Genomic DNA, 21,988 nt, shown 5'->3' with positions numbered 1-21,988 from the left:
GAGCGGGGAGCCCGGGGTCCGCGCCCCGCAGACGCCAAAGGGCGGCTGGAGTATCGAGTAACCGATGCTCCAGCCGCCCTTCTGTTTGCGTCAAGCCGCCTCGAAGGCCCGCCGGATCAACGGGGCCGCCTTCTCCAGGTCGGCTGCCGAAGCGAGGCGTACCTCCAGGTCCCCGGTCCCGAGGTGCCCGATGCCGCGCATGTCCCGGGTGAAGCCCTCCTCCAACTCGACCGTGTCCGGGTCGAGTCTGAGATAGACCAGGATCGCCTCGTGCTTGGGGCGGAAGATCACCGATGCTACGTTCACCAGCCGCCGGTAGGCGATGTAGTGGCGCAGCGGTGCCACCTCGACCTCGCCCCATGCCGTGAGCGCGTCGTCCACCTCCGCGTACAGGTCCCGCAGGCACTGCGGTACCAGGCCGGCATCCGTCGGCGAAGGAGCCACCGGGACCGCCGCCGCGACGTCGACCGTGGTCTCCCGCACCCGAGTTCGCCGGGAGGAAGCGGCGGTCGGGAAGCCGGGCGAGGAGTCGACGAGCAGCAAGCTCAGCAGGCCGCCCTCGAAGATCCGGTAGCGCACCAGGTCGATCCGCTCGGGCAGTCGCTGCACGGCCACACGGTCGTGGTGGGAGAAGCTAGCCGCGATGCAGACCATCCGCGGTCGACGCCAGTCGATCGACCCGGCGGCCTCCGCGCCCAGCACCTTCCGCACGAGCGCCTCGAACTCGTGGTGCGCCGACTCCAGCCAAGACAGGTACGAGACGGCCTGCGACAGCACCCCGCTGTCGGAGCCTTTTTTGAACTCGATCACCACCGGGCTGCCGTTCTCGTCCAGCCCGAGCGTGTCGATCCGGCCCCGGTGCCACGGACCGGTCGGGTACTCCGACGCCAAGAACCGGATGCCGAGCATCGCCTCCAGGCCGGCCTCGACTCGCCGCTGCAGTTCGACCTCCAGCGCCACCGTCGAACCGGGCAGTTCGACGTCCCGCCCGCCTGCGTCTCGCCGGAACAACATCAGCTCGGCCATCACCGTCCCCCTCCCGTGATCGGTACAAGAGAAGCAATCGAAACGGCCAGTGAGGTATTCCAGGCAGATGGCACCGCCTGTCCTCAAGGCAGCGCCACCGCACTGGTGCGGCATCACGCACGGTGACTAGAGTTCTGGCGTTGCTCCAGCGGCGGCCCGGCCATTCCAGACCGAGTTCGAGGGGTGCCGGTGTTCAGGTGCTGTGCCTCTGGGCGAGGCTGGAGGACGAATCCTTGGCCCGAGCCGGGGGCTGGCAGAAGCCGACGGTGGTGCTGAGTAGTCGGCGGGCGCGAACCGCGGGTCGGTGACCACTCCCCAGGGAGGCGTTCTGCGCCGACTATGGTGGGAACGTTTGTGGGGGCGATTTCGCAGGGAGCGGGTCAGGCGCAGGAGGCACTGTCGAGGACCTACAACCCGTGTCGCAGCCCTAGCTGTCGTCATCGGTGGCCCCTCCGGTGGCCAGCCGGTGGCCGGACGCCTTTGGACGAGGCAATACGGGGGAGCACAGTCCAACCAGCCGCACGTGCTCTGATCAGCCGAAACGTCACCCGGCGGCACGACCAGGCACCACGCAGCATGAACGCTCACGGTCTCGTAATGCGTAGGTCTCGGGTTCGAATCCCGAAGGCGGCTCTGTAGAAGCCTCAGGACTCACTCGCCGTGACCTGGGGCTTTTGCTTTTCCTCGGCTGAGTGCGGCCGCACTGCCGCCCGATTTCCCGCGCCTGTGTTGCGACGGCTCGGTGACGGGAGCCACGTTCACGGGACTGGCGGGGTGCCAGTCGAAGGCGAGCGCATCCTCCCCGCCCGATCCGATGGCGGGGCAGGAGGGCGGGTGGAGCGGTTGGTGCGGGGAGAGACGGGGATCCGTATGTGGTGAGGATCAAAAACCAAATGGCATGCTGCGAGCGAGCGCGGTGCCCGGTTGTTAGCTTCGCTCCATCAGATCGATGTGGGACGAGGGGAGTTCCGGGCGTGCAGTACAAGATGCTGGTGTTGACGGTGCTGGTTTTGGCATCAGTGATCGTTGGGTTGCTGGCCGGAATTCTGCAGTTCGCGGGGGGTGGTCGCATCGTGGGAGCGGTCCAGGGCGGAGCCATGGCGTTCGGTGTCTCGCTGACGCTGGGGCTCGGCGTCGTCAGCTCGATGAGGCTGCTGTGAGGGGACGCGGGGGACCGGTTCATCCGCTCGTGTTCAGGCGTGTGTGGCGTGCCATCGACGAGCTGGGCGAACTCACCGCGCCGTCGGCCGCCTACCGGCTCGCACTGCAAGTGATCTTCCTGCGCGCTGCCTGGGAGCCACGGCTGCTGACCAGGTCGCCGTGGGATTTTCTGACCCGGGCGGCAGCCGAGGCAAGGGGGAACGGCCGCTTCGGTGCCACGGAGTCGGTGCTGAGCGAAGTCTGGGCGACGGCCGGCGTCGAGACGTTCGTCCAGTTGGGGACTCGCAGTTCCATCCGTACACCCGGGCTGTCCGGCGAGGCCGATTTCCGGCTGGCAGCCTTGATCACCGCGGTGGCCGAGGCCGAGAGTGTGGAAGGCATGTTCGACGCATGCCTCGACCGCTACTCGCACCAGTTGGGCCGAGGCGGGGATTACTGCACACCGCGGAGCGTCGCCGGACTCATGGCGGGTCTGGCCGCCCCGCGCGCCGACGAGAGTGTCCTCGACCCCGTCTGCGGGTCGGGCGGGCTCCTCGTCGAGGCGGTGCGGTTGGTACGCGCCGAAGGCTCTCTGAACGACGTTCCGCGAGTGTACGGCCGTGACATCGACGCCGGGGCCCGTCAGGTGTCGGCGATGAACAGCGTCCTCAACTCGCTGCGCGGGGACTTCGGAACGGGCCCCACCAACAGCCTGCTGGCCGGGCCCACGGGCCTGTCGCCCGATGTCGTTCTCGCCAACCCCCCCTTCAACATGAAGAACTGGGGCTACGAGGAGTTGGTCGGAGACATCCGCTGGACCTTCGGCATGCCCCCCAAGGGCAACGCGAACTTTGCCTGGATCCAGCACATTCTGAGTGAACTCTCCCCGCAGGGACGGGCCGTTGTCCTGTTGGCGGAAGGCGCGACGGCCAAAGGCATGGGCGGAGCGGAACAGGAGATCCGCCGACGCATGGTGGAGGCCGATGTACTCGGGGGTGTGGTCGCGCTGCCTGCGCGGCTGTTTCCGCACACCCGCGTGGCCGCAAACCTGTGGCTCCTCAGCAAGGACAAGAACCGGCACCCCGGCTGGGGAAGGACATCGCGTCGCGGCGAGGTCCTCTTCGTGGACGCGAGGCGGCTGGGAAGACGTACGGACGGGGCACAACGTCACCTCACGGTGGAAGACGTGACGCGGATCTGCCGAACGTTTTCGGCGTGGCGTGGCGACCGAACGATTTCGGCGTGGCGTGGCGACCGCGTCGCGGATGGAGCGGTTGCCGGGGGAGAGGCTGACACGCCGGTCGAGGAACCCGAGTGGTGCAGGACCGTGCTGCGTGACGAGATCGCGGAGTGTGACTACGACCTGACGCCCAGCCGCTATGTCCGCTCGCGGTCCGAGACCTCGGTGCGTGCCAGAGGCCCGGCCGGGGACCGGAACCGGGGAGAAGAAGTGCGGAGAGAGCTCTATGACCGTTTCGACGAAGCCGCGCACATCAACCGCCGGCTTCGTTCCGTTCTGGGGGAACCATGAGAAACGAAGCGGCTCCTCAGCGTGACGATGCCCGGCTCTCGTCGTCGATCGGTTCCGTGTATCCGCTGGGCGACCTACCGGGCGTTGCCTCGGTGACGTATGGCGTGGTGAGCCCCGGACCGCATGAACCGGGGGGTGTGGCCCTCTTGCGGGCCGGCGACATCACTGGAGGGACCGTGGACCGGAGCAACCCCATGAGGATCTCCGGGGAGGTGCACGAACGCCATATCAGGACTGCGCTCACTCCAGGCGATCTCGTGGTCGTTCTGGTGGGCCGGATCGGTGACGCCGCGGTGGTCGGCGAGGAACTGGCGGGGTGGAACGCCGCGCGGTCGGTCGGCATCATCACTTTCACCGACGAGGGCCGCGCCCACGGGATCGGAAGGTGGCTCCTCTGGTGGCTGAGGATGCCCGAGGCTCGGGACTGGTGCGCGGCGCATTCGGCAGGTTCCGCACACTCGACGCTCAGCATTTCCACCCTGCGGCAGTTGAACGTGCCGTTGCCGCCCCCGGAGCCCCGCAACCGGCTCTTGCGCACCATGAGCCTGGTCGAGCAGCGGATCGCGATCAACGCAAGGATCGCCGGGTGCGCCGTCGAACTCGCGGACCTGCACTTCACGAGAAGCGAGCAGGGCGGCGGGGGCCTTTCCAGGTGTGCGGTGTCCGACGTGAGCGATGTGATCAACGGAGTCCTGAGGGAGAAGTCCCCCGAGACCGCCGGCACGGAGGGTGTCGCCTGGGCGGCGCCGAGCGAAGTGCTGCAGAGTCCGCTCCCGCACGTCGACCGGACCAGCCAGCGCACGTGGACGCATCCCGATGCGGTGTGCGCGCCTGGCGTGCTCTTGATCGCCCCGAGGCCCGGCGAGGTGAAGACCGTCGTGTCCGGCATTCCGGTGGTTCCCGGCCGAGGTCTTCTCGCGCTTCGCACCGCCGACGAGACGGACAGGATGTGGATGCTGCACGCGCTCAGGTCCAGGAGTCATGAGTTGGTGTCGACGGCGCAGGGGGCCCAGGCGCGTGAGATGCGCCTGAAGGCATTCTCCCGTTGGAACGTGCCATGGCCGGATTCCGCTGTGCGGCGGTCCTTCGCCAGGATTGCGGGGCCGCTTCACGAACGGGCCTGTGCGGCGGTTTCGGAGAACCGGGCCCTTGAGGCTCTGATCGCCGCCGAGTTGGCCGAGGTCCTGCACGCCCCGTCGGTCGGTTCGGCTTTGAAGGGGACGGGGGATCCGGCACATGCAGCATCGTAAGAAGGCAGCGGCCGAAACGGCCGCCGATCTCCTGTGGAAGGCCACGGACGCGCTGCGCGGTGCTGTGGACGCGGCGCAGTACAAGGAATTCGTGCTCGCCCTGCTCTGCCTGCGCTATGTGTCCTTCGCCTTCGAACAGCGGCGGCGGCAGATCATCGGGAGCCCTGATCTCGCGGACGTTCCCGAGAACCATCGGCAGTTGATTCTCGACGACCCGTACGAGTACGCCTCGGAAGGCGTCTACTGGGTTCCGCCGGTCGCACGCTGGGACGCGATCGCTGAGCGTCTGCGCGACCCGGAGTGCGATGCCGGTGAGGTTCTCGATGAGGCCGTACGAGCCGTGATGCGAGAGAGCCGGGACCTGACCGGTGCCTTTCCGACGGTCTTCGCCATGCCCGGCGTCGACCTGGATCGCCCGCTGAGGGGACTGTTCGCGCTGCTCGGCGACGACCGTGTCGCCGGAGCGGGAAGCCGTCCGCCGCGTGACGTCATGGGCGAGCTGTACGAGTACTTCGTCGCACGGTTCGCCCGTGCCGAAGGCAGACGCGATGGAGAGTTCCACACCCCGGCGAGTGTGGCTCGGTTGTTGGTCGGGATGGTGGCGCCGCGCGAGGGGCGGATCCACGACCCTTGCTGCGGGACAGGTGGACTGCTGATCCAGGCCCGGAAGTTCATCGAGACACACGGCGGTCGTCCTGGCCGGGATCTCCGGATCTGGGGTCAGGAGTTGAATCAGCGCACGTGGCAGCTGGCGAAGATGAATTTCACTGTTCACGGAATGGACCCGGCAGCCGTGGGCGACAGCTGGTCCGACACCTTGGCGGAGGATCGGCTGCCCGATCTCAAGGCCGACTACGTTGTGGCCAATCCGCCGTTCCGCATGGGCGGGTGGGCGCGGGACGAGCGCGACCCGCGGTGGAGGTTCGGGGTTCCGCCGCAGTCCAATGCCAACTACGCCTGGCTGCAGCATGTCATTTCCAAGCTGGGTGACCGCGGTTGTGGCGGCGTCGTGCTGTCGAACGGCTCGATGACCTCGAATCAGCTGGGCGAGGGCAGTATCAGGGCAGCGTTGGTGGAGAGTGATCTGGTCGCTTGCATGGTGGCCCTGCCGGCCCAGCTGTTCCCGCACACGCAGATTCCGGCGTGCGTCTGGTTGCTGGCCAGGGACAAGTCGTCGCAGGGGACGGCGAGGCTGGCCGACCGCCGCCGAGAAGTGCTGTTCATCGACGCGCGCAACCTGGGGACGCTGGTCGGCCGTGCGGAGCGCGTGCTGGCGGAGGACGACCTTGCTGCCGTCATCGGGACGTATCACGCCTGGCGCGGCACAGCGGATGCCGCGTCGTACCGGGACGTGGGGGGATTCTGCCGATCCGTCGGGCTGGAGGAGATCCGCGCACTGAACCACGTGCTTACCCCCGGGCGCTATGTGGGCACGTCGGAGGTCAAGGACGGCGAGGGCGACAGGGAGCCCATTCAGGACCGGATCGATCGGACTACCCGGGACTTCTACGGTCTCCTGGACGAAGCGGACCGTCTGGAAGCGGACATACGCGAGCAGCTGCGCGGTGTCCACCGGGCCCCGTGGACGCCGCCCATAGGTCCGTGACGTGCCCTGATGTGCGTCGGCAGATGATCGCACCGTTTCTGCCCTGGTCGCTGTCCGACACCCCGGCCGCCGGCCCGGTCGGTCAGCACTCCGGCCGCGCAACTGCCGAGGATCGTCACGGTGTCGAACGTCAGCACAGCGGGGCGCCCCGGCGACCGCCTGGCCGCCGCCCGCCAACTCCTGGGCAGAGGCGGCCAGAGGAATCGGTGCGAGGCGGTCCGTCCGGGATCCACGCTCAAGGAACGCCTCAGGAGCCCTGCGGGCCGAGGGCGCCGCATTCGCCGTCGCATTCCGGCGGCGGAGCTCTGCGTTTGACACGCCACGCCCCGGTGGGAGGGTTGAAGTGGCGTGGAGTGCCGCCCCTCGTGCGATCGGTGAACCCGCGTGCAATCAAATGAACCCATTCCCGTATGCGGTCAATGAATCTTCCTTATATGCATTCCGGTTCAAGGGTTTTTCGGGATAAGGCCCGCAGGGGCCTGGGCGAGGCCGGAATGAGGAATCCGGAATGAGGAGTCCGGGATGAGGAATGTGGAGGCAATCCCATGAAGGCACTGGTGTATGACGGGCCGCGGTCGGTGAGCGTCAAGGACGTGCCGGACGCGAGGATCGAGCGGCCGACGGACGTGCTGGTCAAGGTCACCTCGACGAACATCTGCGGATCGGATCTGCACATGTACGAGGGGCGCACCGACATGGAGACGGGGCGCGTCCTGGGGCACGAGAACATGGGTGAGGTGATCGAGGTCGGTAACGGCGTGGACCGGGTGAGAGTGGGCGATCTGGTCTGCCTGCCGTTCAACATCAGCTGCGGGTTCTGCCGCAACTGCGACAACGGACTGACGGCGTTCTGCCTGACCACGCCGACGGACCCGAGGATGGCCGGCGCCGCGTACGGCTTCGCGGGAATGGGCCCGTACAACGGAGGGCAGGCCGAGTATCTGCGGGTTCCGTACGGGGATTCCAACTGCCTGGTGCTGCCGGAAGAAGCGTGGGAGAAGCAGACCGACTACGTGATGCTGTCCGATGTCTTTCCGACCGGCTGGCACTGCACCGAGCTCGCGAGGGTGCGTCCGGGCGAGACCGTCGTCATCTACGGCGCCGGGCCGGTCGGCCTGATGGCCGCACTGTCGGCGAACCTCAAGAGTGCCGCCAAGGTGATGGTCGTCGACCGTCATCCGGACCGGCTGCGGCTGGCCGAGGAGATCGGCGCCATCCCGATCGACGACTCCAAGGGTTCGCCGATCGACCAGATCAACGACCACACCAACGGTCTGGGCGCGGACTGCGGGTGTGAGTGCGTGGGCTACCAGGCGCACGACGCCCAGGGGCACGAGCAGCCGAACCTGACGCTGAACAACCTGGTGCAGTCGGTGAAGTTCACCGGCACCATCGGTGTGGTCGGCGTCTTCGTACCGCAGGACCCCGGCAGCCCGGACCAGCTCTACAAGGACGAAGGAGAGATCGCCTTCGACTACGGCATGTACTGGTTCAAGGGCCAGTCGATGGGCACCGGCCAGGCCAACGTCAAGGCCTACAACCGGCAGCTGTGCAACCTGATCCAGCTGGGCAAGGCCAAGCCGTCCTGGATCGTCTCGCACGAGCTCCCGCTCGCGGAAGCGGCACAGGGCTACGAGCACTTCGACAATCGCGACGACGGCTGGACCAAGGTCGTCCTGCACCCTGACGGTGCGACCTGAACGGTTTGAACTCCCCGTTCGGTCTGTCCGGTCTGGCTGGTCCGTTCGGTCCGTTCGGCACCGTCCGGTTCCGCGTCTGACCTGTCCGCCCAAGACGCGGAACCGGCCGCCCCGCCCCCCCCCGACCGGGGGCGGGGCGGCCGCGTGTTGCCCCGTGAAGCGGTCGCGGCACCGGCCCATGACGGCCGTCACCCTCTGTATCCGCCCGGCGGGGACCGTATGACTCGGTCCCCGCCGCGATCCTGTGGGGGCTCGTGGCGGAGGAGGTGAGCAGCCGCACGCCGGTTACGGTCCGGGCCGGGCGGGGCGGGGAGCGAATGGGCGGGCGGGGCGGGATGGGAGTGGTGGGCCGGAGGATCAGGCCGTCAGCTCGGTGATCAGCGACGCCGCCCGGGGGACGAGGGCCATCTCGTGCGGGCTCGTCGTCGGGTTGGCCGTGCGGTGCGAGGCGGCTTCGGCGAGGTGGCGGGCGGGGATGCCGCCGGAGGCGGAGAGGTGCGGCACCAGGGCGTCCAGCAGGGCGCGGGCGCCCGCCGACGCGGGGGACCGGGGATCGACCGCGACCTGGGCGAGGATCAGGGACGACATGGCCCGGTCCACGGCCGGCGCGCCCTCCCCGGTGTTGCTCCAGTCGATCACCACCGGGCCCCCGGGCGTCAGCATCACGTTGTCCGGGTGCAGGTCGAGATGGAGGATCCGGTCCTCGGGGCGCGGGGAGAGCCGGGCCGGGACGGTGTGCAGTTCGGCGAGGAGACCGGCCAGCAGGGCGCCCGCCTCGGCCGCGGAGAGGTCGCCGGACAACAGGGCCCGCAGCATCGTCGGGCCGGTCAGACGTTGCAGCACCAGGTCGTGGCGGGGCGTCGCGGCGTCGCGGGGGCCGAGGCGGGGGACCGGGTAGCCGTGGGCGCTGAGATAGCACATGACCGCCCATTCAGGGGTGGCGTCCATGCCGTCGCGGTAGCGGCGCAGCACCCACTTCTCGTCGAGCGCGTACACATCGGCGGACCGTCCGGCCCCCAGCAGCTCACCTGTTCGCATGGGCCGAACCTATGCGTACGGCCCCATAACGCGAAGTGAGGGGGAGAACGGGATCTCCTGAGGGTGACGTGTACGCGGCTACCTTGGCGGCAATTCCCCCGAAGTCAAGGAGAGTTCCGTGGAGAGATCCGCCCTCCGCAGACGTGCCCTGGCCGCGTGTACCGCCACTGTGGCCGTCGGTGTCCTCGCGCTGGCCGGCCTGACCGGCAGCGCGTCCGCCGATCCCGCTCCCCGCCTCGCCACCCCCACCACCGCAGGCACCGACCAGCTCTCGCCCGGTCTGCTGGCGGCCATGCGCCGCGATCTCGGACTGACCGCGGCCGAGGCGCGCGACAGGATCGGCCGTGAGTCCCGGGCGGCAGCCGTCGTCGCCGGGCTGAAGCGCTCCCTCGGCGCGGACTTCGCGGGGGCCCGGCTGAGCGGCGACGACGCCACCCTGACCGTCGCCACCACCGATGCCGCGGACGCCGCCCGGATCGGGCGGGCGGGTGCGCGGGCCGTCGTCGCCGCACACAGTCTGGCCGAACTCGACGCCGCAAAGGCCGCGTTGGACCGGGTGGCGCTGCGCAAGGCCCCCAAGGGCATACCCGTTTGGTACGTCGACGTGGCCACCAACCGCGTGGTCGTGCAGGCCGCCCGCGCCTCGACGGCCGATGCCTTCCTCGCTGCTTCGGCAGTGCCGAGCGAGATGGTGACAGTACGTCAATCCAGCGAAGAACCCCGTACGTTCACGGACCTGAGGGGTGGTGACGCGTACTACATGAACGGCTCGGGGCGCTGTTCCATCGGCTTCCCCGTGAAGCGCGGCAGCAGCCAGTCCGGTTTCGTCAGCGCCGGTCACTGCGGAACGCCCGGGGTCAGTACCAGCGGCTACAACCAGCAGGCCCAGGGCTCCTTCCAGGGCTCCACCTTCCCCGGCCGCGACTACTCCTGGGTCGCCACGAACGCCAACTGGACGCCGCGTGCGCTGGTGAACGGGTACGGCAACGGCGATGTGACGGTCACCGGGTCCACCGAGGCGCTGGAGGGAGCGTCGGTCTGCCGCTCCGGTTCGACGACCGGCTGGCACTGCGGCACGGTCCAGCAGCGCAACACCAGCGTCACCTACCAGGAGGGCACCGTCTCCGGGGTCACCCGCACCAATGTGTGCGCCGAACCGGGCGACTCCGGTGGTTCGTTCATCTCCGGCAGCCAGGCGCAGGGCGTCACCTCCGGCGGTTCCGGCAACTGCTCCCAGGGCGGTACGACGTACTTCCAGCCGGTGAACCCGGCGCTCCAGGCGTACGGGCTCACCCTGGTCACCAACGGCACCCCGACCGACCCGACGGACCCGCCGACCGATCCGGGCGGCAGCTGGGCGGCCGGCACGACGTACGCGGCGGGCGATGTCGTGACGTATGGCCCGGCCGGCTACCGCTGCCTCCAGGGGCATCTGGCGCAGCCCGGCTGGACGCCGCCGAACGCGCCCGCACTCTGGCAGCAGCTCTAGCAGCTCCAACGGGTTCCAGCAGACACATCAGCTCCAGCAGGCACATCAGCTCCACCGGCCCGGCGCCGCGCGCAGCGGACCCGCCGTTACCGCGCCCGCCCGGCTCGCGCTCCGGCCTCCCGGCCGGGCGGCGCGCACCACCGCTCCCCGCCTTCTCTGCGTCATGCACGTGTCCCTTCCCCCGTCCCGAGGAATCAGCCATGACTCCAGAAGCGACCGAAGGCTCCGGCGACGACCGCCGGATCAGCCGCAAGACCCTTCTCAAGGCCGCCCTCGTCGTCGGCGCCGTCCCGCTGCTCGCCGGCGGCGGGGTCGCGCTGGCCCGCGACGCCGGTTCCGGTGGCCGGCCGCCGGCCCCCACCCCGAACTGCGACGACGGCGACGGCCCGACCCACGAGCAGATCGAGGGGCCCTACTTCAAGCCCAACTCCCCGCTCCGCACGAGCCTGGTGACCTCCGGCACCCCGGGCGTCCGGCTGACCGTCAGCGGCTATGTCTTCGGGCGGGCCTGCAAACCCGTCCCCGGAGTGCTCCTCGACTTCTGGCAGGCCGACACCAACGGCGCGTACGACATGAACGGATTCGCCTTCCGCGGCCACCAGTTCACCGATCAGTCGGGCGCCTTCAGCCTGACCACGATCGTCCCGGGGCTGTACCCGGGCCGTACGCGGCACATCCACGTCAAGGCCCAGGCGCCGGGCTCGGGCATCCTGACCACTCAGCTGTACTTCCCGGACGAGCCGCGCAACAACACGGACAGCATCTTCGACCCGGCACTCCTGATGAACGTCCGGGACGTCGGTTCGGTGAAGGAAGGGACCTTCGACTTCGTCCTCGACATCGCCCAGGGCCCCACGGATCCGACCGATCCGCCCACCGACCCGCCCACCGAACCGGGCGGCAGCTGGGCGGCCGGAACGCTCTACAACGCGGGGGACCGCGTCACGTACGGCGGGGTCGCGTACCGCTGTCTGCAGGCGCACTCGGCCATGGCCGGCTGGGAACCGCCGAACGTCCCCGCACTGTGGGAACGCGGGTAGCCACGCAGCACCGCGCAGGCGCACCACCGCTGCGCGGGCTTGCCCCGGGCACACCCCGGGTGTGCCCCAGGTGTGCCCGGGGCGTGCCCCTCGCGGGGTGTGCGCCGCGCTCGGCCCGGGTCGGAGGACACCTCCCGGTCCGGGCCCTTCCCCGTCGTGGCGCCGGGACGCGAACGGTCCGCCGTCCGAGGGGCGGTTGCCGGGCCGCGGAGTAGCCTGGATGTGTACGGCTCCCGGTGAGCCGGTTCTGTCGGCCTGCGCATCGAAGGGGGCCGGTACGGCATGGACACTCTGGTCACTGTCGTGGTCGTCCTCGCGATGATCGCGATCGCAGCGTTCGTCATTCATCTGCTCAATGCCCGCCACCGACATCAGCATCTGCGTCCGGCGCACTATGACCACGGGCTGGCCGGGTTCGGGGAAGGGCAGGCACCGGGACAGCCTTCGCGGCCTGCTCCGGGACCCGGCGAGGGCGAACAACGTACAGGCGGAGGGGCCGGCTCCGGAGGGTGACCAAGGCGTGGCGGGGGCGGGCTACTTCGCGTCCGAGTAGCGCTCCACCACCGCCGTCGTGAACGGGAAACGTACCGGTGTCTCACCGAATGCGGTCCGCCCGGCCAGATCAGCGGCCGCCCGGATCGCCTCCACGACCGCCTCGGCCTCCTCCTGCGGGCAGTGCACGATCACCTCGTCGTGCTGGAAGAAGACCAGTTCGGCCCGGAGACCGGCGGAGCCGATCGCTTGGCGGAGGGCGGCCAGGAGCAGCAGCGCCCAGTCCGCGGCGCTGCCCTGCACCACGAAGTTACGGGTGAAGCGGCCCCGCGCCCGTGCGTCCGACGATGCGTAACCGGGGGTGAACTCGCCGTCGCCGGCGGTCTGTTCGGTGCTCTCCTGCGGGATGCCGGCCTCGTCGTCGTCCCGGCTCCCGGCGGCGGGCGGACTCGTCCGCCCCAGCCACGTCCGTACGAGGCGCCCCTCCTCGCCCGCCTTCGCCGCGTCGTCGACATAGGCCACGGCCAGGGGAAATCTCCGGCGCAGGGCGGCCAGGTTCTTGAGGCCGTCGCCCGAGGTCTGGCCGTAGACCGCGCCCAGCAGGGCGAGCTTGGCGTGCTCCCGGTCGCCCTGGAAGGCCCGGTCCGACAGGGCTGTGTAGAGATCGCCGTCATGGCCCGCCACCTCCATCAGCCCGCGGTCGCGGGAGATCGCGGCCAGGACCCTGGGCTCCATCTGGGCGGCGTCCGCGACGACGAGGCGCCAGCCCTCGTCGGCGACGACCGCCCGCCGTATCACCTTGGGGATCTGCAGGGCCCCTCCGCCGTTGGTCGTCCAGCGGCCGCTGACCGTGCCGCCGGGCTGGTACTCGGGGCGGAAGCGGCCGTCGCGCACCCAGTCCTGGAGCCAGCTCCAGCCGTGCGCCGTCCAGATCCGGTACAGCTTCTTGTACTGGATGAGGGGTTCCACCGCCGGATGGTCCAGCTCCTCCAGCTCCCAGCGCCGGGTGGACTTCACCTTGATGCCGGCCTGCGCGAACGCCTTCACCACGTCGGCGGGGAGGTCGGGGCGGACCCGTCTGCCGAAGGCGGCCGACACCTGGTCGGTCAGCTCGGCCAGCCTCCGGGGCTCACCGCCGCCCGCGTAGCGCTCGCCGAGCAGTTCCTGGAGCACCTCCCGGTGCACATCCGCTCGCCAGGGGAGGCCGGACCGGTTCATCTCGGCGGCGACCAGCATGCCGGCCGATTCGGCGGCCGTCAGCAGGTGCATCCGCCCGGGGTGTGCGGTGGCGTCGTGGCGACGGAGCTGCTCGGCGTACACCTGGAGCAGGTCGTCGAAGGGCAGGTCCGTGCCCTTCGACGGCTCGAAGAGGGAGGACTGCGAGCCGGGCTCGGCGGAACGGGGCGGAGGATCGGACGGCACGGGAGCGTTGCGCAGGCGGGCGTGGGCGGCGGCTGCGGAGCGGGGCTCGCCGAGACGGCCCTCGTGGGCGAGGAGGAGGGATTCGGCGACCTCGATGTCGTAACAACGGGCCACGGGGACGCCGGCGGCCAGCAGGCGCGGGTAGATCTCCGCGGTGGACCGCCAGACCCAGCGTGTGACGTCCGGGCGGGAGCGGACGGCTTCCACGAGGTCGGGCTCGGTCAGGACCGGGGCGGCGGGCAGGCCGGTGGAGTCCAGCGGGGCGAGGAGGGCACCGCCGGTCTCTGTGGTGGCCAGAGCCCAACGTTCGGTCATGCCGTCGAGTCTGGCATCCGCCACTGACAGGAGGCGGGACGGAAGGGGCGGGTCATGGGAAAGGACGGGTCATGGGAAGGGGCGAGGGCGGAGGCGGAAGGAGCGGGTCATGGGAAAGGACGGGTCATGGGAAGGGGCGAGGGCGGAAGGGGGAGGGGCACGGGAAGCGGAGAGTCACGGGAAAGGGCCAGGAGCACGGGAAGAGGGGAGTCGCGGGGAGGGGCGGGCGGTGTGGGGGTGGGCCGCTGCGCGGGGTTTCACGCCTGCCCTCCCGGCCCCTATCCGCTCCGCGACTCTCCTGCCCGCCCGCCCGCCCCTCCCCGCCCCTTCCGTGACCGGGGAATGCTGCCTCCGGACGCGCTCCGTTCTCGAACGCCGGACGGGCTGGAGGCCGGAGTGTCAGGACTCGGAGTCAGTCGTCCAGGTGCCGAGGGAGATCTCGGCGGTGATGCCGGGGCCGAAGCCGGCCATCAGACCGCGGTGACCGTCGAGGGCCGATGCCTCGTCGAACATCCGGCCAAGGGCGTCGAGCACCACCGCACTGGCGATGTTGCCGTACTCGGTGAGCGTGGCCCGGCTGAAGCGGAACGCTTCGGGCGGTACGTCGAGGAAGCGGCTCAGGTCGTCCAGGATGCGCGGGCCGCCCGCGTGGATGATGTAGAAGTCCAGCTTGCTGGCGTTCCACTGGTAGTCCTCCGCGACGGCGTTCAGGGCCGGGGCGAGGGGCTCCATGGTTCCGGGCACCCGCTTGTCGAGCTGGAAGTGGAACCCGGTGGAGCGGACCGCGTAGGAGATCCAGTCCTCGGTGTCCGGGATGATGAACGAGCCGTTGCGCTCCAGACGGACCCCGGTGCCACCGTTGCCCCGGAGCACGACGGCGGCTATGCCGTCGCCGAACAGGCCGTTGGACAGCAGGGACCCGACACCCAGGTCGGTGGGCTGGTAGCAGAGCGAGCAGAATTCGCAGGCGACGACCAGCACGTTGGCGTCGGGGTATGCCGTGCAGAAGTCGTGGGCCCGGTTGACGGCCGCACCGCCCGCCGCGCAGCCGAGTTGGGCGATCGGCAGCTGCCGCGTCTCCGGCCGGAAGCCCATCTTGCCGATGAGCCACGCGGTCGGCGGAGGCATCATGAAGCCGGTGCAGGAGACGTAGATGATCAAGTCGATCTGCTGCGGCTCCAGTTCGGCCTCGTCGAGTGCCCGGCGTACCACCGCCGGCACGCGGGCCTTGGTGTGTTCCTCGTACGTGATGCTGCGGGCGTCGAAGCCCGGATGTTGCAGCACCTTGTCGATCGGTTGGATCAGGTGCCGTTTCTGCACCCCGGTGTGTTCGATCAAGCGAAGGACCAGGTCGATCTGCGGATGGTCGCCGTGCAACCGTTGAGCCAGCTCAAGGGTTTCCTCGTTGGTGATGATGTACTCGGGAACCTCGATTGCCGGCTTGCAGAGAACCGCCATGGAACTCCTCCTAGCGGACTTGGTCCACACGGCCGGGCCCGAAACGGTCACGGGGTGTCCGCCGACGCGGGAGTGGCCACCGCGGCTCCGTCTCGCGCGGTGCCGCGCGAGACCGGGCTCTGGTGGATTCCCGCGCCGGGATCGATACCCCTGGTACGGGCGCGGACGGGCCGACCGTCGAAGACTGAGTTCTAGCCGTTCGTGGGCGGATGCTGATCCGCCACGGCTGGGTGGCCGTCGGGATTACGTTACGGCAGACGGATCAGGGCCGCATGTCGAGCCGACGCGACGGCGTACGACAGGGCGCCCTGCCGCCCGGGGATGGTTCCGGGTTGCCGGGCGCCCTGTCGCGACGCATCATCGATGACTGGCACGGTCCGCACGGTCTGTCGCGCAGGGGTGCGTTGCCCCCGGGTCATCCGGTGGCGGGTGTGGTGTCACCAGGTGACGGGCAGTTCGAGGGGATAGCGCCAGATCGACGTCTTGTTCCAACGTACGTCCTCGGCCGGCGTCGCCAGCTTCAGTGCGGGGAAGCGTTTCAGCAGGGTCCCGATGGCCACCTGGAGCTCCGTGGCGGCGAGCGGGGCGCCGAGACAGTGGTGGCCGCCCCAGCCGAACGTCATGTGGGACGGACCCTCGCGCTCCAGATCCAGCTCGTCGGGCCGGTCGAACTTCCGGCCGTCGCGATTGGCCGTCAGATAGGAGACGTGCACAATGTCCCCCGCCCGGATCATCACGCCGCTCAGTTCCACGTCCTCGGTGGCGACCCGGGGGATGCCGACACCCTTGCGGAAGGGGATGAAACGCAGCAGTTCCTCCATGGCCTGCGGGAGCATCTCGGGGCGCTCGCGGAGCATGGCGAGCTCGTCCGGCCTGGTGAGCAGCGTGTAGGAGATGTTGCCGATCTCGTACGTGGTGGTGTCCTGGCCGGTGATGAGCAGGACCATGGCCATCACGGTCAGTTCCTGGGCGTTGAGGATCTCGTCCCCGTCGCGCGCCGTGGCCAGGGCGCTGATCAGGTCGTCGCCCGGGTTCGCGCGCCGCTCGGCCGTCAACGTCTGGAAGTAGGCACGGAGATCGGCCTTGGCCCGTACCGCGTTGTCCCGGTTCTCGACGGTGGTGTCCATCATGGTCCGGGCATGGGCGCGCAGTTGTGCGCGGTCGGCCTCGGGGATGTCGAGGACCTCGCAGATGGTGGTCAGGGGCAGCGGTGCCGCCAGATGCTCGAAGAGGTCGGCGGGTGCGCCGTGCTCCTCCATGCGGTCCAGCAGCTCGTCCACGACATGCTGGGTGCGCACCTTCATGCGCTCCATGTGGCGCGGCGCGAAGCCCTTGGAGATCAGGCTGCGCAGCCGGCTGCTGCCCGGCGGGTCCATCACGTTGATCGCTTCGTCCTGAACGATCGGCTCGGGGGTCATGCGCGGGAAATTCCGGCCGATGATGGCGCTCCGGCTGAAGCGCCGGTCGGTGGTCACCGTGCGTACGTCGTCGTAGCCGGTGACGAGCCACGCATCACCGTCGCCGTGCGGCAGCCGGATGCGGGAGACGGGTTCTTCGGTCATCAAGTGCCTGAGTACCGGGTCGAATTCGAGGGCCTCGGCATAGTCGAACGGGCAGTGCCGTGCGCCGGTGGATGGTTCCATGCGGAGCTCCAGAGGGGGATCTGACGGGCGGTTCGAGGGGCGGTTCGAGGGGCGTGCGGGCCGGACGGGACATGGGTGCCCGGTCACCCGCGCGGGCACGCGCCGCTCCGGGCCGATTGGTCCATATGCAGAACGGATTCGAGGGCCGGGGTCGCTGGACCGGCGCAATCGGTCCGGCGGCCCCGTGCGGCGGGTGCGGCGCCACTGCCGAGGCCGTCGCCGGTTCCGGTGGTTCAGTTCACCGGCGTCGAGCGGCACCGCACCGCCCTCGGCAGGAGCGCCGCCCCCACCGCGACCACCGTGCACACTCCGGCCGCGCCGCCCATCAGCGGCCACTGCACCGACACCGCCACCGGTGCGGACAGCGAGGCCAGCGCGACTCCGAGGCCCACCAGGTCCACCGCGGTCACGGTCAGCCCGAGCAGCGCCCCGATCCCCACCGCGAACAGGGCCTCCCCGGCCACCACCGCGAGGACCCGTGGCCGGGTGGCCCCGGCCAGCCGGAGCGCGTTCAGTTCGCAGGACCGTACGGACCCCGCCATCAGCATCGTGTTGGCGAGAGCGATCGCCGTGTACACCAGCGCGATACCCAGGATCACCACCAGGCCGAGCCGGGTCTGCGGGCTCGTGCGCGGATGGGTCGCGGCCAGCCACCGCTCCGTCGGCCGCACCGTGCCGCCGGTGGCGCGCAACCGCGCGGTGACGGCCGCACGGTCCACGCCCGGCGCGAGGAGTACGTCGATCCGGTCCACCGGAGCCGCCGGCGCGTTCGCGCTGGTGACATAGACCCCGTTGTTCCCCGTTCCGCGCGCCAGCACCGCCGCGATCCGCAACGCGGCCCGCCGCCCGTCGCCGAGCCACACCCGTACCTTCGCGCCCACCGTGTGCTGCTCCCACTCCTCGTTCACCACGATCGAGCGGTCGTCCAGATCCCGGATGTCGCCCGCCACCACCGGCAGCCGCCCGACCGTCGCCAGAGCCTTCGTGTCGTCCACGGCGCGGGCCTCGGACCGGAGAAGAGCGGTCCCCTCCTCGCGTACGTAGACGGCTGTCGAGGCGGACGCGGACAGCGTCGCGCCGTGCACCGGCCGGACCCTCAACTCCTTGCCCGTCACGACCAGATCGGCCCGGGTGTGCGCGCGTACCTCGGCTGCCTTCGCCGCCGACACCGTCGTCGCGGAGCCGGCCACCGAACCCGCCAGTGCCACGGTGATCAGCACCGGAGCGGCCACCGCGGCCGTACGCCGCAGCGACGCCGACGCGTTCGCGGTCACCAGCATTCCGGTCGCCCCCGGCAGCCGGACCAGCCGGGCCAGCGGGCGTACCAGCAGCGGCGCGAGCAGGGCCGCGGCCGTGATCAGGACCATCGGCTGGGTGGTGTACGTCTTCCGCTTCAGCAGCGCGGACGGGTCCGTGGCGAGGGACTTCGCCATCAGGAACGCGGCCCCGGCCAGCAGGGCGAAGCCCAGCAGGCGGCGGGCCGGCGGCAGCACGCCCGTATCGACATCGGCCTCGCGCAGCGCTTCGGCAGGGCCGATCCTGCCGGCCCGCCGCGACGCCACCCAGACCCCCGCGAAGGCCACGACGAGCCCGGTCCAGAAAGCGGCGTGGAGCGGCCAGGTGGCCGGGCGGACGGTGAACCAGGACGGTGCCATTCCCCCGTCGACCAGCAGCCCGGCCAGCAACGGCGCACCCAGGCGGCCCAGCGCGCACCCGGTGGCCGAGGCGAGGGTGCCGACCACGGCGGCCTCGGTCAGCAGGAGCCGCCGCAACTGGCCCGGCGTGGCGCCCGCCGTACGCAGCAGCCCGAATTCGCGTCGGCGCAGCGCCACCGCGAAGGCGAAGGCCGACGAAACGACGAAGACGGCGACGAAGGCGGTGATGCCGCCCGCCGTGCCGAGCAGGGCGTTCACGGTGACCAGCCCCTCGGCGTCCCGCTCCGTCGCCGGGTCGGCGCGGCGGCGGTCGCCCCCGGTGAGGACCAGGGCGCGGTCGCCGACGACCCGGCGCACCTCGGTGACGGGCGCGTCCACACCCACGGCGTCCGGGCCGCCCCGCGCACCCTTCCCGTCGTCCCGCGTCACCGGGCCGAGCGCCCGGAGGTCGCGCAGGAGTTCGATATCCACAGGGTGTGGATGGACGAGCCTGCGGCTGACCTGGCCTGTGGACGGCCCGCGCCGCACCTCCACGGTCAGGGTGTCGTCGCCCATCACCACCACCGGCGATCCGGCGAACCGCTGCGGCGCCCGGTCCGGGGCACCGAAGGCCGAGGCGAGGCCGAGCCCCATGACCGCGATCAGCCCCACGCCCAGCGCGAGCGCGACGAAGGTGCCGACGAGCGTGGTCCAGCGGGTGCGCAGGGAGGCCAGAGCAACAATCAGCACGACGCCACCCCCGCGCAGCCCGTGCCGCCCGCGCCACCCGCGTCGTCCATGCCGTCCGTGCCGGGTTCGACACCCGTCTCCGCGCTCGTCCGGCGGGTCCCGGCGGTTCCTCCGGCGGGTTCCCTGTGTTCTTCCGTACCCCTCGGGCACCCCGTAGGACGCCCCGTACGCCCCGTCGCCATCCAGGCCGCGATCCGCTCGGCCGACAGCCCGGTCAGATCGTCCGCCACCCGCCCGTCGACCAGGAAGACCACCCGGTCCGCATACGCCGCGGCCACCGGGTCGTGGGTGACCATCACGACCGTCTGCCCCTCCCGGTCCACCAACTCCCGCAGCATCACCAGCACCCCCCGGCTCGTCGCGGTGTCCAGCGCGCCGGTCGGCTCGTCGCCGAAGAGCACCGCGGGCCGGGTGATCAGGGCCCGTGCCAGGGCCACCCGCTGCTGCTGGCCGCCGGACATCTCGGCGGGCCGGTGCCCCGCCCGGTCGGCCAGGCCGACCCGGGCCAGGGATTCCCGTACCTCGGTACGGGACGGGCGGCGGCCCGCGAGCCGCAGCGGCAGGGCGACATTCTGGGCGGCGGTCAGCGAGGGGACCAGGTTGAACGCCTGGAAGACGAAGCCGATCCGGTCCCGGCGCAGCAGCGTCAGCCGACGCTCGCTCAGCCCGGTCAGCTCCACCCCGCCCACCTCGACGGTGCCGGACGTCGGCCGGTCGAGCCCGGCCGCGCAGTGCAGCAGCGTGGACTTGCCGGAGCCGGACGGACCCATGACGGCGGTGAAGGTGCCGGCGCGGACGGTGAGGTCGATGCCGCCGAGGGCGTCGACCTCACCGTAGGCACGGCGCACGGAGCGAAGCCGTACGGCGTCGGCGGCACTCGCGCTTGTCGCGGACGCGGCAGGCGCGACGGTTGCAGCCGGTACGACGGACGCGGCGGACGCGGCGGGCCCGGTGGAGGCGTGCGGGGAAGTCATGTCCTCGATCGAATCGTTTCCGCGCCTCGCGATCACGCCCACCGGGGCCCGTCCTCGGGGTGGGGCCAGCCCTACCCCGCCGCACCGTCCTGCCTACCCTGACCTCATGGAACCGGTGATCGACCAGGCATTCGCGGCAGCCCTCTACTCGGACGGAGACACCGGTCTCGACACCGGAGCCTCCCTCCTGGCCGCCGACCCGGCGGCCGACGCGGAACTGGTCCGGCGCGGCGAGGAGTTCGTCCGCCGGGCCTGGGAGCGCGGCTGGCAGCCCGCCGACGTCGTACGGATCGTCCGTCGCGACCTCGGCGAGACCGCGGTCGGCCTCGCCGCCGGGCTGATCGTCTCGGAGACCGGGCGGTACGAGTCGTTGCCGCCCCGCTGGCGGTCGCAGCTCGACGCGTTCCCCGCCGCGCCGCCCCGGAACCGGCCGGACCGGTTCTCCTACGCCTCCGCCCTCCTCGGCCTGTACCGGCTGCTGCTCCGGCTCCCCGCCATCGAACCGGTCGGACCGCCCCCCGGCGCGTCCCCGCACGGGCTCCACCTGCCGCCCGCGCACGACGAACCCCGGATGCTGACCCGGATCCGCGCCCTGCTCGCCAAGGCGGAGGCGACCGGCTTCCCCGAGGAGGCGGAGGCCCTCACCACCAAGGCGCAGGAGCTGATGGCCCGGCACTCCATCGACGAGGCCCTTCTCGCCGCCCGTACCCACAGCAAGGAGGCGCCGGGCGCCTGCCGGATCGGGGTCGACGCCCCGTACGAGACGGCGAAGGCGATCCTGCTCGACGCGGTCGCCTCCGCGAACCGCTGCCGTGCGGTGTGGAACAGCGACCTGGCCTTCTCCACGGTGGTCGGCTTCGAAGCGGACCTGGAGGCCGTGGAACTGCTGTACACCTCCCTGTTGGTCCAGGGCACGGTGGCGATGACGAAGGCGGAGGCGGGCCAGCGGGCCGGCGGACGCAAGCGGACCAAGACGTTCCGGCAGTCCTTCCTGATGGCGTACGCCCAGCGGCTGGGCAGCCGGCTCGCCGCCGACACCGCCCGCGTCACCGCGGCCGCCGAAGCCGAGACGGAATCCGCAGCCGGCACCGGAGCCGGGGCAGGCGCGGCGGCGCCCCGTCTGCTGCCGGTCCTCGCCGCCCGCGACATGGCCGTCACGGACACCGCCGAGCGGATGTTCCCCGAGACCACGACCACGCGCGTCCGGGGTGCCACCGACCTCGACGGCTGGACCCACGGAACGGCCGCCGCGGACCGGGCGAGGATGGGCGGGACCGGACCGGAGATCCGCGGTGGGCGCGGAAACCGCCAGAACCCCGAATAAAACCCCGTATAGAACCCCGAAGGAAACCCCGAAGGAAACCCCGAAGGAAACCCCGAAGGAAACCCCGAAGGAAACCCCGAAGGGAATCCGGAAGGGAATCCGGGAACCTTCCGTATTCCGACAATTCGGGCTTATCGGTAATTCCGGCTAGGCTCT

15 protein-coding genes are annotated in these 21,988 nt (G+C 70.5%); 8 read left to right on the top strand and 7 right to left on the bottom strand.

Annotated features, from left to right (window positions below; translation table 11 throughout):
* Positions 1-90: 90 nt before the first annotated feature.
* On the bottom strand, positions 91-1,026 hold the full coding sequence (locus ACIOMQ_RS33930; RefSeq protein ID WP_402191642.1) for a DUF5655 domain-containing protein: 936 nt from the start codon (positions 1,024-1,026) through the stop codon (positions 91-93).
* 974 nt (positions 1,027-2,000) lie between these two features.
* On the opposite strand from ACIOMQ_RS33930, the gene ACIOMQ_RS33925 reads away from it, so the two are divergent.
* From ACIOMQ_RS33925 to ACIOMQ_RS33905, 5 genes are all read left to right on the top strand, one after another.
* Positions 2,001-2,186: a hypothetical protein gene (locus tag ACIOMQ_RS33925; protein ID WP_362193423.1), complete on the top strand. Its 186-nt coding sequence runs from the start codon at positions 2,001-2,003 to the stop codon at positions 2,184-2,186.
* A 110-nt stretch (positions 2,187-2,296) separates the two neighbouring features.
* Positions 2,297-3,697 (top strand): N-6 DNA methylase, encoded by a 1,401-nt coding sequence (locus ACIOMQ_RS33920; RefSeq protein ID WP_402191640.1) that lies wholly within the window; start codon positions 2,297-2,299, stop codon positions 3,695-3,697.
* Between the two features lie 56 nt (positions 3,698-3,753).
* Complete coding sequence (locus tag ACIOMQ_RS33915; RefSeq protein ID WP_401262472.1) at positions 3,754-4,947, top strand: hypothetical protein; 1,194 nt, start codon at positions 3,754-3,756, stop codon at positions 4,945-4,947.
* Entirely contained in the window at positions 4,934-6,553 is a 1,620-nt protein-coding gene (locus ACIOMQ_RS33910; RefSeq protein WP_402191637.1) for an N-6 DNA methylase, read from the top strand. The genes ACIOMQ_RS33915 and ACIOMQ_RS33910 overlap by 14 nt, the downstream gene beginning before the upstream one ends.
* Positions 6,554-7,098: 545 nt before the next feature.
* Positions 7,099-8,253, top strand: coding sequence for a glutathione-independent formaldehyde dehydrogenase (locus ACIOMQ_RS33905; RefSeq protein WP_362193435.1), 1,155 nt, complete (start codon positions 7,099-7,101; stop codon positions 8,251-8,253).
* 357 nt (positions 8,254-8,610) lie between these two features.
* Here the strand turns inward: ACIOMQ_RS33905 and ACIOMQ_RS33900 are convergent, their stop codons facing one another.
* Entirely contained in the window at positions 8,611-9,291 is a 681-nt protein-coding gene (locus ACIOMQ_RS33900) for a phosphotransferase (protein ID WP_402191634.1), read from the bottom strand.
* 118 nt (positions 9,292-9,409) lie between these two features.
* On the opposite strand from ACIOMQ_RS33900, the gene ACIOMQ_RS33895 reads away from it, so the two are divergent.
* Positions 9,410-10,780 (top strand): alpha-lytic protease prodomain-containing protein, encoded by a 1,371-nt coding sequence (locus tag ACIOMQ_RS33895; RefSeq protein ID WP_402191632.1) that lies wholly within the window; start codon positions 9,410-9,412, stop codon positions 10,778-10,780.
* Positions 10,781-10,980: 200 nt separating this feature from the next.
* A complete protein-coding gene (locus ACIOMQ_RS33890; RefSeq protein ID WP_401757285.1) occupies positions 10,981-11,820 on the top strand; it encodes a carbohydrate-binding protein in 840 nt (279 codons plus the stop codon).
* A gap of 534 nt (positions 11,821-12,354) precedes the next feature.
* Here ACIOMQ_RS33890 and ACIOMQ_RS33885 read toward each other — a convergent pair.
* From ACIOMQ_RS33885 to ACIOMQ_RS33865, 5 genes are all read right to left on the bottom strand, one after another.
* Positions 12,355-14,049, bottom strand: a complete 1,695-nt coding sequence (locus ACIOMQ_RS33885; RefSeq protein WP_362193447.1) for a bifunctional 3'-5' exonuclease/DNA polymerase — start codon at positions 14,047-14,049, stop codon at positions 12,355-12,357.
* A 399-nt stretch (positions 14,050-14,448) separates the two neighbouring features.
* Entirely contained in the window at positions 14,449-15,507 is a 1,059-nt protein-coding gene (locus ACIOMQ_RS33880; protein WP_362193450.1) for a type III polyketide synthase, read from the bottom strand.
* Positions 15,508-15,944: 437 nt separating this feature from the next.
* Positions 15,945-17,150, bottom strand: coding sequence for a cytochrome P450 (locus tag ACIOMQ_RS33875; RefSeq protein ID WP_362193453.1), 1,206 nt, complete (start codon positions 17,148-17,150; stop codon positions 15,945-15,947).
* A gap of 233 nt (positions 17,151-17,383) precedes the next feature.
* A complete protein-coding gene (locus ACIOMQ_RS33870) occupies positions 17,384-19,534 on the bottom strand; it encodes an FtsX-like permease family protein (protein WP_402191630.1) in 2,151 nt (716 codons plus the stop codon).
* The gene (locus tag ACIOMQ_RS33865; RefSeq protein WP_401757293.1) at positions 19,528-20,508 is read right to left on the bottom strand and encodes an ABC transporter ATP-binding protein; all 981 of its coding nucleotides are present in this window, start codon (positions 20,506-20,508) and stop codon (positions 19,528-19,530) included. Before ACIOMQ_RS33865 ends, ACIOMQ_RS33870 begins: the two co-directional genes overlap by 7 nt.
* A 106-nt stretch (positions 20,509-20,614) precedes the next feature.
* On the opposite strand from ACIOMQ_RS33865, the gene ACIOMQ_RS33860 reads away from it, so the two are divergent.
* On the top strand, positions 20,615-21,832 hold the full coding sequence (locus ACIOMQ_RS33860; RefSeq protein ID WP_401757295.1) for a DUF2786 domain-containing protein: 1,218 nt from the start codon (positions 20,615-20,617) through the stop codon (positions 21,830-21,832).
* Positions 21,833-21,988: the final 156 nt, after the last annotated feature.

It is taken from the genome of Streptomyces sp. NPDC087845 (assembly GCF_044742755.1).
Lineage (GTDB): Bacteria > Actinomycetota > Actinomycetes > Streptomycetales > Streptomycetaceae > Streptomyces.
Note: the sequence above shows the minus strand (reverse complement) of the source record. Positions and strands in the feature narration are given on the sequence as shown.

What these genes read in the sequence shown, in the direction of transcription:
- ACIOMQ_RS33860 (WP_401757295.1), top strand. Translation starts at nt 20,615, where the DNA reads ATGGAACCGGTGATCGACCAGGCATTCGCGGCAGCCCTCTACTCGGAC.
- ACIOMQ_RS33930 (WP_402191642.1), bottom strand. Translation starts at nt 1,026, where the DNA reads ATGGCCGAGCTGATGTTGTTCCGGCGAGACGCAGGCGGGCGGGACGTC.
- ACIOMQ_RS33905 (WP_362193435.1), top strand. Translation starts at nt 7,099, where the DNA reads ATGAAGGCACTGGTGTATGACGGGCCGCGGTCGGTGAGCGTCAAGGAC.
- ACIOMQ_RS33910 (WP_402191637.1), top strand. Translation starts at nt 4,934, where the DNA reads ATGCAGCATCGTAAGAAGGCAGCGGCCGAAACGGCCGCCGATCTCCTG.
- ACIOMQ_RS33865 (WP_401757293.1), bottom strand. Translation starts at nt 20,508, where the DNA reads ATGACTTCCCCGCACGCCTCCACCGGGCCCGCCGCGTCCGCCGCGTCC.
- ACIOMQ_RS33900 (WP_402191634.1), bottom strand. Translation starts at nt 9,291, where the DNA reads ATGCGAACAGGTGAGCTGCTGGGGGCCGGACGGTCCGCCGATGTGTAC.
- ACIOMQ_RS33890 (WP_401757285.1), top strand. Translation starts at nt 10,981, where the DNA reads ATGACTCCAGAAGCGACCGAAGGCTCCGGCGACGACCGCCGGATCAGC.
- ACIOMQ_RS33885 (WP_362193447.1), bottom strand. Translation starts at nt 14,049, where the DNA reads ATGACCGAACGTTGGGCTCTGGCCACCACAGAGACCGGCGGTGCCCTC.
- ACIOMQ_RS33880 (WP_362193450.1), bottom strand. Translation starts at nt 15,507, where the DNA reads ATGGCGGTTCTCTGCAAGCCGGCAATCGAGGTTCCCGAGTACATCATC.
- ACIOMQ_RS33875 (WP_362193453.1), bottom strand. Translation starts at nt 17,150, where the DNA reads ATGGAACCATCCACCGGCGCACGGCACTGCCCGTTCGACTATGCCGAG.